This is a genomic window from Geobacillus subterraneus (genome assembly GCF_001618685.1).
Taxonomy (GTDB): Bacteria; Bacillota; Bacilli; order Bacillales; family Anoxybacillaceae; genus Geobacillus; species Geobacillus subterraneus.
The window spans coordinates 3,058,698-3,072,543 of record NZ_CP014342.1 but is presented as its reverse complement, the minus strand read 5'-3'; the positions used below and the strand labels follow the sequence as shown (position 1 = coordinate 3,072,543).

At 53.4% G+C, this 13,846-nt stretch carries 7 protein-coding genes, 7 tRNA genes and 2 rRNA genes; all 16 read left to right on the top strand.

The window, feature by feature from the left end; translation table 11 throughout:
- Positions 1-514: 514 nt before the first annotated feature.
- Positions 515-3,442, top strand: a 23S ribosomal RNA gene (locus GS3922_RS14885).
- A gap of 291 nt (positions 3,443-3,733) precedes the next feature.
- Positions 3,734-3,850: ribosomal RNA gene (gene rrf / locus GS3922_RS14880) — 5S ribosomal RNA — on the top strand.
- A 58-nt stretch (positions 3,851-3,908) separates the two neighbouring features.
- Positions 3,909-3,983 (top strand) — tRNA-Asn (locus GS3922_RS14875).
- Positions 3,984-3,990: 7 nt separating this feature from the next.
- A tRNA-Thr gene (locus tag GS3922_RS14870) sits at positions 3,991-4,066 on the top strand.
- 9 nt (positions 4,067-4,075) lie between these two features.
- Positions 4,076-4,147: transfer RNA gene (locus GS3922_RS14865), tRNA-Glu, on the top strand.
- Positions 4,148-4,253: 106 nt separating this feature from the next.
- Positions 4,254-4,328 (top strand) — tRNA-Gln (locus GS3922_RS14860).
- 832 nt (positions 4,329-5,160) lie between these two features.
- Positions 5,161-5,233, top strand: a tRNA-Lys gene (locus GS3922_RS14855).
- A 7-nt stretch (positions 5,234-5,240) separates the two neighbouring features.
- Positions 5,241-5,312: transfer RNA gene (locus tag GS3922_RS14850), tRNA-Gly, on the top strand.
- A 9-nt stretch (positions 5,313-5,321) separates the two neighbouring features.
- Positions 5,322-5,394: transfer RNA gene (locus GS3922_RS14845), tRNA-Ala, on the top strand.
- A gap of 207 nt (positions 5,395-5,601) precedes the next feature.
- Positions 5,602-6,501 carry an arginase gene (gene rocF / locus GS3922_RS14840; RefSeq protein WP_063166967.1) on the top strand — a complete coding sequence of 300 codons (900 nt, stop codon included), beginning with the start codon at positions 5,602-5,604 and terminating at the stop codon, positions 6,499-6,501.
- 179 nt (positions 6,502-6,680) lie between these two features.
- Complete coding sequence (sigW, locus tag GS3922_RS14835; protein ID WP_063166966.1) at positions 6,681-7,244, top strand: RNA polymerase sigma factor SigW; 564 nt, start codon at positions 6,681-6,683, stop codon at positions 7,242-7,244.
- A gap of 14 nt (positions 7,245-7,258) precedes the next feature.
- Entirely contained in the window at positions 7,259-7,870 is a 612-nt protein-coding gene (gene rsiW, locus GS3922_RS14830; RefSeq protein WP_063166965.1) for an anti-sigma-W factor RsiW, read from the top strand.
- A gap of 72 nt (positions 7,871-7,942) precedes the next feature.
- Complete coding sequence (gene cdaA / locus GS3922_RS14825; protein WP_063166964.1) at positions 7,943-8,764, top strand: diadenylate cyclase CdaA; 822 nt, start codon at positions 7,943-7,945, stop codon at positions 8,762-8,764.
- Entirely contained in the window at positions 8,757-9,998 is a 1,242-nt protein-coding gene (locus GS3922_RS14820) for a CdaR family protein (RefSeq protein ID WP_063166963.1), read from the top strand. Before cdaA ends, GS3922_RS14820 begins: the two co-directional genes overlap by 8 nt.
- A gap of 27 nt (positions 9,999-10,025) precedes the next feature.
- Complete coding sequence (gene glmM / locus GS3922_RS14815) at positions 10,026-11,372, top strand: phosphoglucosamine mutase (protein ID WP_063166962.1); 1,347 nt, start codon at positions 10,026-10,028, stop codon at positions 11,370-11,372.
- A gap of 531 nt (positions 11,373-11,903) precedes the next feature.
- Positions 11,904-13,706, top strand: a complete 1,803-nt coding sequence (glmS, locus tag GS3922_RS14810; protein ID WP_063166961.1) for a glutamine--fructose-6-phosphate transaminase (isomerizing) — start codon at positions 11,904-11,906, stop codon at positions 13,704-13,706.
- Positions 13,707-13,846: the final 140 nt, after the last annotated feature.

Here is a 13,846-nt window from a genome sequence, read left to right as displayed (position 1 = left end):
TTATTTGGCAGAAGAGAGCCAGGCGCTGGAGCTAGACAATACGAAAAGCGAAGGCCGCGAACGGCCGACCATTAACAAATCGCGCTTTCGTTTCGTTCAGTTTTGAAGGAATGAGAATTCCTTCAAAAGCGCCTGTGCCTGCGTCTGCTAGCAGGTTCAGGGAAGCAAGATTCCTCGGCACAAAGCCGCAAGGAAGTTTGTTCAAAGAAGTCGCTTTGCGTCTACAAGTGAATTCAGAGAAGCTGGATTCCTCGACGCAAGACTGCAGAGAAGTGAATTCAATGAAGTAGTCTCGTTCCTTGAAAACTAGATAACCGGAAAAGCTGAGGCGCCGAAATTTCGCCTAAAGGCCGCCCGCGTCCTGCGGGCAACGGCGAAATATCGCCATCCTGGCGATCTCGAAGCCAAATGTTCTTCACCCGCAGGGATGCTTGCATCCCAAGGGAGGAGGTTGTTTGGCAGAAGAGAGCTAGGCGCCGAAGCTAGACAATAAGGAAGAAGCCGAGACGCTGTAGGTTAAGCTAGAAAGGGCGCACGGTGGATGCCTTGGCACTAGGAGCCGATGAAGGACGGGGCAAACGCCGAAACGCTCCGGGGAGCTGTAAGCAAGCGTTGATCCGGAGATGTCCGAATGGGGGAACCCCCTGTCCGTAATGGGACAGGATCCATGCCTGAATCCATAGGGCATGGAGGGCACACCCGGGGAACTGAAACATCTTAGTACCCGGAGGAGAAGAAAGCAAACGCGATTCCCTGAGTAGCGGCGAGCGAAACGGGAACAGCCCAAACCAAGAGGCGTGCCTCTTGGGGTTGTAGGACCGCTCATATGGGAGTGAGAAAGGAACGGGGTAGACGAACCGGTCTGGAACGGCCGGCCAGAGAAGGTGAGAGCCCTGTAGTCGAAACTTCGTTCCCTCCCGAGCGGCTCCTGAGTACGGCGGGACACGGGAAATCCCGTCGGAAGCAGGGAGGACCATCTCCCAAGGCTAAATACTCCCTAGTGACCGATAGTGAACCAGTACCGTGAGGGAAAGGTGAAAAGCACCCCGGAAGGGGAGTGAAAGAGAACCTGAAACCGTGTGCCTACAAGTAGTCAGAGCCCGTTCATGGGTGATGGCGTGCCTTTTGTAGAATGAACCGGCGAGTGACGATGGCGTGCGAGGTTAAGCCAGGAAGGCGGAGCCGCAGCGAAAGCGAGTCTGAACAGGGCGCATGAGTACGTCGTCGTCGACCCGAAACCAGGTGATCTACCCATGTCCAGGGTGAAGGCCGGGTAACACCGGCTGGAGGCCCGAACCCACGCACGTTGAAAAGTGCGGGGATGAGGTGTGGGTAGGGGTGAAATGCCAATCGAACTTGGAGATAGCTGGTTCTCCCCGAAATAGCTTTAGGGCTAGCCTCAAGGTAAGAGTGTTGGAGGTAGAGCACTGATTGGGCTAGGGGCCCTCATCGGGTTACCGAACCCAGTCAAACTCCGAATGCCAATGACTTATCCTTGGGAGTCAGACTGCGAGTGATAAGATCCGTGGTCAAGAGGGAAACAGCCCAGATCGCCAGCTAAGGCCCCTAAGTGCACGTTCAGTGGAAAAGGATGTGGAGTTGCGAAGACAACCAGGATGTTGGCTTAGAAGCAGCCACCATTTAAAGAGTGCGTAATAGCTCACTGGTCGAGTGACTCTGCGCCGAAAATGTACCGGGGCTAAACGTGCCGCCGAAGCTGCGGGATGACCGTTGGTCATCGGTAGGGGAGCGTTCTAAGGGCAGAGAAGCCAGACCGGAAGGACTGGTGGAGCGCTTAGAAGTGAGAATGCCGGTATGAGTAGCGAAAACAGAGGTGAGAATCCTCTGCGCCGAAAGCCTAAGGGTTCCTGAGGAAGGTTCGTCCGCTCAGGGTTAGTCGGGACCTAAGCCGAGGCCGAAAGGCGTAGGTGATGGACAACAGGTGGAGATTCCTGTACCACCTCCTTCCCGTTTGAGCGATGGGGGGACGCAGGAGGATAGGGTGAGCAGGCGGCTGGAAGAGCCTGTCCAAGCAGTGAGGCTGGCCAGTAGGCAAATCCGCTGGCCGTAAGGCTAAGCTGTGATGGCGACGGATTCGATCCGGAAGTCCCTGATTCCACACTGCCAAGAAAAGCCTCTAGCGAGGGAAGAGGTGCCCGTACCGCAAACCGACACAGGTAGGCGAGGAGAGAATCCTAAGGCGCGCGGGAGAACTCTCGTTAAGGAACTCGGCAAAATGACCCCGTAACTTCGGGAGAAGGGGTGCTCTTTCGGGTGAAGAGCCTGGAAGAGCCGCAGTGAAAAGGCCCAAGCGACTGTTTATCAAAAACACAGGTCTCTGCGAAGCCGAAAGGCGAAGTATAGGGGCTGACACCTGCCCGGTGCTGGAAGGTTAAGGGGAGCGCTTAGCGCAAGCGAAGGTGCGAACCGAAGCCCCAGTAAACGGCGGCCGTAACTATAACGGTCCTAAGGTAGCGAAATTCCTTGTCGGGTAAGTTCCGACCCGCACGAAAGGTGTAACGACTTGGGCACTGTCTCAACGAGAGACCCGGTGAAATTATACTACCTGTGAAGATGCAGGTTACCCGCGACAGGACGGAAAGACCCCGTGGAGCTTTACTGCAGCCTGATATGGAATTTTGGTATCGCTTGTACAGGATAGGTGGGAGCCTGAGAAGCCGGAGCGCCAGCTTCGGTGGAGGCGTCGGTGGGATACCACCCTGGCGGTATTGAAATTCTAACCCGCACCCCTTAGCGGGGTGGGAGACAGTGTCAGGTGGGCAGTTTGACTGGGGCGGTCGCCTCCCAAAAGGTAACGGAGGCGCCCAAAGGTTCCCTCAGAATGGTTGGAAATCATTCGGAGAGTGCAAAGGCACAAGGGAGCTTGACTGCGAGACGGACAGGTCGAGCAGGGACGAAAGTCGGGCTTAGTGATCCGGTGGTTCCGCATGGAAGGGCCATCGCTCAACGGATAAAAGCTACCCCGGGGATAACAGGCTGATCTCCCCCAAGAGTCCACATCGACGGGGAGGTTTGGCACCTCGATGTCGGCTCATCGCATCCTGGGGCTGTAGTCGGTCCCAAGGGTTGGGCTGTTCGCCCATTAAAGCGGTACGCGAGCTGGGTTCAGAACGTCGTGAGACAGTTCGGTCCCTATCCGTCGCGGGCGCAGGAAATTTGAGAGGAGCTGTCCTTAGTACGAGAGGACCGGGATGGACGCACCGCTGGTGTACCAGTTGTCCCGCCAGGGGCACCGCTGGGTAGCTATGTGCGGACGGGATAAGCGCTGAAAGCATCTAAGCGTGAAGCCCCCCTCAAGATGAGATTTCCCATCGCGTTAGGCGAGTAAGATCCCTCGAAGATGACGAGGTCGATAGGTCCGAGGTGGAAGCGTGGCGACACGTGGAGCTGACGGATACTAATCGATCGAGGGCTTAACCTAGAAAAGCGGAGGCCGCCTGCTTATCGGCGAAACGCGCTGGAGGGCCTGCGAGGAGGCTCGAACCAAGCAAAGCTTGGTTCTGCGTGGGTGGTGCCACAGGAGCGTATGCAATGTGTCGCCGCCGCAGCAGGACCGAAGCGTCGCGAGCCGATGGCGGCCGGAGCTAGACAAAAAGCGGAAGCGCCGCGGCTTCTTCCCCACACGGTTATCTAGTTTTGAAGGAATGAACTTCCTGTTGACAAAAACAACAACATGAATATAATAATTAATGTCTAAACCAATAAATCATTGCCTAGTGATGATAGCGGAGAGGAAACACCCGTTCCCATCCCGAACACGGAAGTTAAGCTCTCCAGCGCCGATGGTAGTTGGGGCCAGCGCCCCTGCAAGAGTAGGTCGTCGCTAGGCAATGTTATATCATTAAGCACATTGGGGAGATTTAGGCGATATATAGTTTCTCCATCTTTCCGCAATAGCTCAGCGGTAGAGCAACCGGCTGTTAACCGGTAGGTCGTAGGTTCGAATCCTACTTGCGGAGCCATTTTTACGCTTCCATAGCTCAGTAGGTAGAGCACTTCCATGGTAAGGAAGAGGTCACCGGTTCGAGCCCGGTTGGAAGCTCCATCGATTTTTGGCCCGTTGGTCAAGTGGTTAAGACACCGCCCTTTCACGGCGGTAACACGGGTTCGAATCCCGTACGGGTCACTCCTTTTTAAATCAACCGTCCTTTAAGGACGGTTGATTTAAAAATGTATAATCGAGTGCAACAAAGGCATAATAATTATCAGATTCAGCACTTGTTTTACGACGTTGGGCTATAGCCAAGCGGTAAGGCAACGGACTTTGACTCCGTGATGCGCTGGTTCGAATCCAGCTAGCCCAGCCATTATTTTTTTGTACATAAAACGAGACAACGAGCGCTCCATCCTCGAAATCGCTGCGAGTTGCCTCGACGCACCGGGCTTCCTTGAAACAGCTAGTAGAGGAAGAGGCAGGTAGAGCTCGTCAGTACGTAGAGTGTTATGATCACCATGAGCCATTAGCTCAGTAACGAGCAATGCATCTTCGGGTTAACTGCGAGTTGCCTCGACGCACCGAGCTTCCTTGAAACAGCTAGTAGAGGAAGAGGCAGGTAGAGCTCGTCAGTACGTAGAGTGTTATGATCACCATGAGCCATTAGCTCAGTAACGAGCAATGCATCTTCGGGTTAACTGCGAGTTGCCTCGACGCACCGGGCTTCCTTGAAACAGCTAGTAGAGGAAGAGGCAGGTAGAGCTCGTCAGTACGTAGAGTGTTATGATCACCATGAGCCATTAGCTCAGTAACGAGCAATGCATCTTCGGGTTAACTGCGAGTTGCCTCGACGCACCGGGCTTCCTTGAAACAGCTAGTAGAGGAAGAGGCAGGTAGAGCTCGTCAGTACGTAGAGTGTTATGATCACCATGAGCCATTAGCTCAGTAACGAGCAATGCATCTTCGGGTTAACTGCGAGTTGCCTCGACGCACCGAGCTTCCTTGAAACAGCTAGTAGAGGAAGAGGCAGGTAGAGCTCGTCAGTACGTAGAGTGTTATGATCACCATGAGCCATTAGCTCAGTAACGAGCAATGCATCTTCGGGTTAACTGCGAGTTGCCTCGACGCACCGAGCTTCCTTGAAACAGCTAGTAGAGGAAGAGGCAGGTAGAGCTCGTCAGTACGTAGAGTGTTATGATCACCATGAGCCATTAGCTCAGTAGGTAGAGCATCTGACTTTTAATCAGAGGGTCGGAGGTTCGAGTCCTCCATGGCTCATCATGATGCGGAAGTAGTTCAGCGGTAGAACACCACCTTGCCAAGGTGGGGGTCGCGGGTTCGAGTCCCGTCTTCCGCTTTGAAGAATGGGGCCTTAGCTCAGCTGGGAGAGCGCCTGCTTTGCACGCAGGAGGTCATCGGTTCGATCCCGATAGGCTCCATCAAGAGCAGTCGACTTTACAATATGAAGTCGGCTGCTTTTTTTGTTCCTATCTCGTCCGGAATATTCCAACTTCGCAAGGGAATCGGAAGTAGGCCGGGGGAATCTAAATGGCATAAATATTCGAAAAAGTGTCGAGTTGAGTCATCCTCCCTCTTTCCCCTACAATAAGGGTATAAGGGGAAACGGGAAAGGAGAGGAAGACAGCATGAAATCAATCTCTATTATCGGTGTACCGATGGATTTAGGGCAGACGCGCCGAGGCGTCGATATGGGACCGAGTGCGATCCGCTATGCGGGTGTGATCGAACGGCTGGAACGTCTGCATTACGATATCGAAGATTTAGGGGATATTCCAATCGGAAAGGCGGAGCGATTGCACGAACAGGGCGATGCAAAGCTTCGTAATTTGAAAGCGGTTGCGGAGGCGAATGAAAAGCTCGCTGCGGCTGTTGATGAGGTGGTCAAACGGGGGCGCTTCCCGCTTGTGTTAGGCGGCGACCATAGCATCGCGATCGGTACGCTCGCTGGGGTAGCCAAACATTATGAGCGGCTCGGCGTCATTTGGTATGACGCGCACGGCGATGTCAACACCGAGGAGACGTCGCCATCTGGAAATATTCATGGCATGCCGCTGGCGGCAAGCCTTGGTTTCGGTCATCCAGCGCTGACACGGATCAGTGGATACAGCCCGAAAGTCAAACCGGAACATGTCGTGCTGATCGGGGTTCGCTCGCTCGATGACGGGGAGAAGAAGTTTATTCGTGAAAAAGGGATCAAAATTTATACGATGCATGAGGTCGACCGGCTTGGGATGACGAAAGTGATGGAGGAAACGATCGCCTATTTAAAAGAACGGACAGATGGCGTCCACCTGTCGCTCGATTTGGATGGGCTTGACCCGAGCGATGCGCCAGGGGTTGGCACGCCGGTGATTGGCGGGCTAACGTATCGGGAGAGTCATTTGGCCATGGAGATGCTCGCGGAAGCGCAAATCGTTACCTCCGCTGAATTTGTCGAGGTCAATCCGATTTTAGATGAACGGAACAAAACCGCCTCTGTCGCCGTAGCGTTGATGGGGTCATTGTTTGGAGAGAAACTCATTTGACAGGTTGCTTGGTGAGCCGTTCAACTTCACTTTTCCTCGCTGTGACTACGAGGGGTTGCCATTCGTTTGGCCTCCCCTCTTTTTTCACTTCTATGGTACAATAAACATGTTGCATGAAACTTTTCGCAATGAAGCGCCGTAATATAAGATGAGCCGTAAAGGCGGAGGTATTGTATTTTATGGAGCTATTTATTAAAAAAAAAATTAAGGCGATCCGAAAAGGCGACCAAAACGCATACGCCGATCTTGTCGATTTGTATAAAGATAAGATTTATCGCCTTTGCTACCGAATGCTCGGAAATCGCCACGAGGCGGAAGATGCGGCGCAGGAAGCGTTCATCCGCGCCTACGTTCATATTGACACGTACAATCCCGATATGAAGTTTTCGACGTGGCTATACCGCATTGCCACGAACTTAACGATCGACAAATTGCGGAAGCGGAAACCGGATGTGTATTTGGATGAGGAATTGAACGGCACGGACGGATTGACGATGCAGGCCCAGCTTCCCTCCCGCGAAGTGTCACCTGAAGAGGCGGTGGAAAGCCTGGAGCTCCAGGAGACAGTCCAGCGGGCGATTGAGCGGCTGCCGGAGAAATACCGAAGCGTGATCGTACTAAAATATATGGAAGATTTGTCGCTGCAGGAGATCAGTGAAATTTTAGGGTTGCCGGTTGGTACGGTGAAAACGAGGCTGCATCGCGGCCGTGAAGCGTTGCGCAGGCAACTGGGCCATTTATAAGAGGGTGGGAGATTATGGAATGTTCGAAAGAAATGGTATCACTCATGCATAGCTATCTTGACGGCGATCTTCAGCCGGAGGAGGAGCTGCGGTTAAAAGAGCATTTACGTTCGTGCGCCGCTTGTGCCGCCCATTTTCATGAGCTAAAAAAAACGATCGCCTTTCTGCAATATGCCTCCCATGTGACCGCGCCGCCATCATTTATGGCATCGGTGATGGAGTCGATGCCGAAAGAGAGAAAGACCGCGCGGCTGCGCCGTTGGCTGCACGGGCATCCGCTGCTGACTGCTGCTTCGTTGTTTCTCTTTCTTACGGTGGGAAGCGTGGCTTCCTCGTGGGGGGAAAAAGGAGCGTTTTCCGTTTCGGCTGATGAACACGTGATGATCCGCGACCATACAGTTATCGTGCCAAAAGGTGAAACGGTCAAAGGGGATATCGTCGTTCGCAACGGATCGATTCGGATTGAAGGAACGGTAGATGGGGATGTGACGGTGATCCACGGGGAGAAATATATGGCGTCGGCCGGGCGGGTGACAGGGGAAGTAAAAGAAATTAATCAAGTGTTCGAATGGATTTGGTATAATATTAAAGAGAGGGCCAGCCGTGCGCTCCAATCGTTTGAATGATGGCAGCCATCGTCCGATGGCTTTTTCCATGACCATCAGAAGGTTGGAATTAGAGATAAAGGAAGTGTGAAGATGTCCTTCGAAGAGCTCCCCATCGTGTCGTACTTATTGAAAGTCGTCGACATCCTTGTTGTTTGGTATGTCATTTATAAATTGATTATGATGATTCGCGGGACGAAGGCCATTCAGCTGTTAAAAGGCATTTTTTTAATTATTTTAGTCCGTTTTGTGAGCAATTATCTCGGGCTCACCACGCTGCAATGGTTGATGGATCAGGCGATCATTTGGGGCTTCCTCGCGATCATCATCATTTTTCAGCCCGAACTGCGGCGCGCCCTCGAGCAGCTCGGCCGTGGCCGCCTTTTTACCCGCAGCACTGTCAATGAAGATGAAGAGCGGCTGCGGATGGTCGAGGCGATCGTGAAAGCGACCGAGTATATGGCAAAACGGCGCATCGGGGCGCTCATTTCCATTGAGCGGGAGACCGGGATGGGTGATTATGTTGAAACCGGGATTATGCTAAACGCACACGTATCGCCGGAGCTGCTCATTAATATTTTCATTCCGAACACCCCGCTTCATGACGGGGCGGTAATTATTCAAAAAAATCAAATTGCTGCGGCCGCCTGTTATTTGCCGCTATCGGAGAGTCCGTTCATTTCAAAGGAACTCGGGACGCGCCATCGGGCGGCGCTCGGCATTAGTGAAGTAACCGACAGCATCACCGTCGTTGTGTCCGAGGAAACGGGGGCGGTGTCAGTAACGAAAAACGGCGAGCTGTACCGCGATTTAACGATTGATGAATTCCGGGAACTGTTGACAGGCGAGCTGGCTCCGGCTGCGAAGACCGCCGCTTCTTCCCGTTGGCAATGGAGGGGGAAGAAACATGGATAAATTAATGGACCATCCTTGGTTTATTCGCGTCGTCTCTTTATTGCTGGCTATTATGCTGTATATGTCGGCTAATGTGGGGGCGAAAACCGGCGAGCAGACACGCAATACATTTGGCCAGGAAGATACGGAAACATTGATCGATATTCCGGTTGTCGCTTATTATGACGAGGAAAACTTGATCGTGTCCGGCGTGCCGAAATATGTCAATGTCACGCTCCAAGGTCCGGCAAGCATTGTCAAGCCGACGGCGCTGCAACGGAATTTCGAAGTGTACGTCGATTTAACCGATTTGCCGTTAGGGACGTATACGGTGCCGATCAAATACAAGGACATCTCGGAGAAACTGAAAGTGAACATTCAACCTTCCTCGGTGAAAGTGACGATCCGCGAAAAAGTATCGAAACGCTTTCCGGTTGGCGTCGAGTTTTTTAACCGAAATAAAATGCCTGATGGTTATTCTGTCGGGGAACCGACCGTTGAACCGGGCACCGTGATGATTACCGGGGCGAAAGAGCTGATCGATGAGATTTCGTTTGTGAAAGCGATCGTCGACTTAGAAGGAGCGACAGAAACGCTGACGAAGGAAGTGCGGGTTCGAGTGTACAGCCGACGCGGTAATGAAATAGATGTTGAGCCACAGCCATCCGTTGTGGAAGTGACGGTGCCGGTAAACAGCCCAAGCAAGACCGTGCCACTTCAAGTGCAAACAACCGGGGAGCTGCCGGATGGGGTGCATCTTGTTAGCGTTAATCCGGAGCCGAACCGGGTGACGATTTACGGGTCAAAAGGCGTATTGGACCAGATTCAACAACTCGACGGGCTAAAGGTCGATCTGGATGATATTACGGATGATACGACAGTAGAGCTTGATGTTCCGCTCCCCGACGGGGTGAAAAGCGTCGAGCCGACCAAGATCAAGGTGCACATCGATGTGGAAACGGACGAGGCGCGCACATGGGAAGATGTGCCGATTGCTGTTGTCGGTTTGCCGGATTCGTACGAGGCTGATTTTTTGAAACCGCTAGGCGGAAAAATTAACGTTCGTCTCATCGGCCCGCCTGATATCGTCCGCGGTTTGACGAAAGATGATGTCCGTCTCTATGTCGATGTCAGCGGGCTCGATGCCGGTGAACACCAAGTCCCTATCCGGTGGGACAAACCCGAACAAGTCCGATGGGAGCCATCGGCGGAAACGGCGATGGTCGAGATTAGTGAAAAAGCAGTTGCACAATAAATTGTACAGTAAGGAGAGAGTGACCGAATGGGTAAATATTTTGGCACCGATGGAGTACGCGGAGTAGCGAATCGTGAGCTGACGCCGGAATTGGCGTTTAAAATCGGCCGCTGCGGCGGATACGTGCTGACGAAAAGTGCGGAGCGTCCGAAAGTGTTGATCGGACGCGACACGCGCATTTCCGGGCATATGTTGGAAGGCGCGCTCGTCGCCGGACTGCTCTCGATTGGGGCGGAAGTGATGCGCCTTGGCGTCATCTCTACGCCGGGCGTCGCCTATTTGACGAAAGCGCTCGGGGCGCAAGCCGGCATCATGATTTCTGCTTCCCACAATCCTGTGCAAGATAACGGCATTAAATTTTTCGGGCCGGATGGGTTTAAACTGTCGGACGAGCAGGAGGAAGAAATTGAAGCGCTGATCGACAGCCCAGAGGATATGCTGCCGCGGCCGATTGGCTCGTCGCTCGGCCAAGTCAACGATTACTTTGAAGGTGGACAGAAGTACTTGCAATATTTAAAACAGACGATTGATGAGGACTTTTCCGGGATGAAAATTGCCCTCGACTGCGCGCACGGGGCGACCTCATCGCTTGCCACCTACTTGTTTGCTGATTTGGACGCCGACGTCATCACGATGGGCGCTTCCCCAAACGGCCTCAACATTAACGAAGGAGTCGGTTCCACCCATCCGGAGGCGCTGGCGGCGTTTGTGAAAGAAAAAGGAGCCGATGTGGGGCTCGCGTTTGATGGCGATGGCGACCGTCTGATTGCCGTCGACGAGCGTGGCAACATCGTGGACGGTGACCAAATCATGTACATTTGCGCCAAATATTTAAAAGAAACAGGCCGCCTCAAGCATCAAACCGTCGTCTCGACCGTCATGAGCAATCTCGGGTTTTACAAAGCGCTCGAGGCGCAAGGCATCCAAAGCGTGCAAACGGCGGTCGGCGACCGCTACGTCGTCGAGGAAATGAAAAAGAACGGTTACAATCTCGGCGGCGAGCAGTCCGGACACATTATTTTCCTGGACTACAACACGACAGGAGACGGGATGCTGACGGCGCTCCAGCTCGTGAACATTATGAAAATGAAAGGCAAGCCGCTCTCCGAACTGGCGGGGGAAATGAAAAAGTATCCGCAGCTGCTTGTGAACGTCCGGGTGGCGGATAAAGAAAAAGCGATGGAAAACGAACAGGTCAAAAAGGTTATCGCAGAAGTGCAAGCAGAAATGAACGGCAACGGCCGCGTCCTTGTCCGTCCATCGGGAACCGAACCGCTTGTGCGTGTCATGGCCGAGGCCCCGACTGAAGAAGCCTGCCGTGCTTATGTCGAGCGGATTGTCAATGTGATTCGCCATGAGATGGGTGTGGAATAATCATTCGATGGGACAACCGCCCTATGCATAAACGGAACGTTCGCTTCCGTTTATGCATAGGTTATTTTATATAAACGGATGTATCGATGATAGTTGACGCCGCTGGGAATGTGCTGTAATATTAACGTTGTTGCCCTTTCCCTGAAAGGAGGCGATAGCGGAGCGGAGATCGTGAAACGACGGCTTGTCGCAACGGCTTGTAGGACAAAGACAGCGCAAATATCGTTGGTTGTTGCTTCGTTTTGACGACAAAAAAGCGCCTGGACTAAGCGCGGGAACGGAAGCGCGCTTAGTTGACGAGGAGGAGGTTTATCGAGGGTTTCGGCGGATGCCTCCCGGCTGGAGCGATGACAGCCGCAAGTCCTCTCTTAAAACAAAGGGGTGACCCTTTGCACAAAGGGGAGGATGTCATCGCGCAACTAGAAGGGGGAGTCTGCCGCAGCGACGGCGAGGCCCCGTTGTTCTTTGACAACTGAACATGGAAGGATCTCGTTAGCGGCAGCCTCCGATGGTAAAGGAGGAAATGTGGCCATGTGCGGCATTGTTGGTTATATCGGTTATCAAGATGTGAAAGAGATTTTGTTGCGCGGATTGGAAAAGCTCGAATATCGCGGCTACGATTCGGCGGGGATCGCCGTATTAAATGAGAACGGGGTTCATGTATTTAAAGAAAAAGGACGGATTGCCGATTTGCGCCGCATCGTTGACCCGAACGTCAACGCGACGATCGGTATCGGCCATACGCGCTGGGCGACGCACGGGGCGCCAAGCCGGGTGAACGCCCACCCGCACCAAAGCGCGTCCGGCCGCTTTACGCTCGTGCATAACGGCGTCATCGAAAACTACGAGATGCTGAAGCGCGACTACTTGGCTGATGTCGAGTTCCGAAGCGACACGGATACGGAAGTGATCGTCCAGCTCGTGGAACAATTCGTCCGTGACGGGCTGACAACGGAAGAGGCGTTCCGCAAAACGCTCTCGCTGTTAAAAGGGTCGTACGCCATCGCCATGATTGACGCGGAAAACGAGGAAACGTTGTATGCGGCGAAAAACAAAAGCCCGCTTCTTGCCGGTCTCGGTGACGGCTTCAACGTCGTGGCGAGCGATGCGATGGCGATGCTTCAAGTGACGAACCAATTCGTTGAACTGATGGACGGCGAAATGGTGATCGTCACGAGCGAGAACGTCACGATTCAAACGCTAAACGGTGAAACAGTCGAACGGAAGTCATTTACGGCTGAGCTCGATGCGAGCGACATTGAAAAAGGGACGTATCCGCATTACATGCTGAAAGAAATTGACGAGCAGCCGTTTGTCATCCGCCGCATCATTCAAAAATACCAAGACGAAAACGGCGGATTGACGATTGACCAAGCGATCATCAACGAAGTGCTGAACGCCGACCGCTTATACATTGTCGCGTGCGGAACGAGCTATCACGCCGGTCTTGTCGGCAAGCAATTGATCGAGTCGTGGGCGAAAATTCCAGTCGAAGTGCACATCGCCAGCGAATTTTCGTACAATATGCCGCTTCTGTCGGAAAAACCGCTCTTCATCTTTATCTCGCAAAGCGGGGAAACGGCCGACAGCCGCGCCGTGCTCGTGCAAACGAACAAACTTGGCCATAAAGCCATTACAATCACCAATGTCCCAGGCTCGACGCTGTCGCGGGAAGCGGACTATACGCTCTTGTTGCACGCCGGCCCGGAAATCGCCGTCGCCTCGACGAAAGCCTACACGGCGCAAATCGCGGTGTTGGCGATTTTAGCGGCGACTGCGGCGAAAGCGAAAGGCCTCGAATTGAATTTTGACCTGACGAAAGAGCTCGCCATCGTCGCCAATGTGATGGAAATGCTATGCGACGCGAAAGAGGAAATGGAGAACATCGCGAGCGACTACTTGACGCTGACGCGCAATTGCTTCTTTATCGGCCGTGCGGTTGACTACTACGTCTGCTTGGAAGGCGCGCTGAAACTGAAGGAGATCTCTTACATCCAAGCGGAAGGGTTCGCCGGCGGCGAGCTGAAACACGGCACGATCGCCCTTATCGAAGATGGCACGCCGGTCATCGCCCTCGCCACCCAAGAGCACGTCAACTTAAGCATTCGCGGCAACGTAAAAGAAGTCGTCGCCCGCGGCGCGAACCCATGCGTCATCTCGATGCGCGGCTTGGAAGGCGACGACGACCGCTTCGTCATCCCGGCCGTCCATCCGGACCTTACGCCGCTTGTTTCCGTCGTGCCGCTGCAGCTGATCGCGTACTATGCCGCCCTGCATCGCGGCTGCGACGTCGACAAACCACGCAACTTGGCGAAAAGCGTGACGGTGGAGTGAGCGGTTCGTTGGGAAAAGGCTGTTGGTAAGTGACAAAAAAGCCTTATACTCGCGATCGTATCGAAGCGAAACAAATTCAATTCAGTTTGATTGGCAACGAGGATGGGATTCCAATTAGGGAGAAGGAAATAGGATTGAAG

Coding starts and splice junctions, on each gene's coding strand:
- rocF (WP_063166967.1), top strand. CDS start 5,602: ATGAAATCAATCTCTATTATCGGTGTACCGATGGATTTAGGGCAGACG.
- sigW (WP_063166966.1), top strand. CDS start 6,681: ATGGAGCTATTTATTAAAAAAAAAATTAAGGCGATCCGAAAAGGCGAC.
- rsiW (WP_063166965.1), top strand. CDS start 7,259: ATGGAATGTTCGAAAGAAATGGTATCACTCATGCATAGCTATCTTGAC.
- cdaA (WP_063166964.1), top strand. CDS start 7,943: ATGTCCTTCGAAGAGCTCCCCATCGTGTCGTACTTATTGAAAGTCGTC.
- GS3922_RS14820 (WP_063166963.1), top strand. CDS start 8,757: ATGGATAAATTAATGGACCATCCTTGGTTTATTCGCGTCGTCTCTTTA.
- glmM (WP_063166962.1), top strand. CDS start 10,026: ATGGGTAAATATTTTGGCACCGATGGAGTACGCGGAGTAGCGAATCGT.
- glmS (WP_063166961.1), top strand. CDS start 11,904: ATGTGCGGCATTGTTGGTTATATCGGTTATCAAGATGTGAAAGAGATT.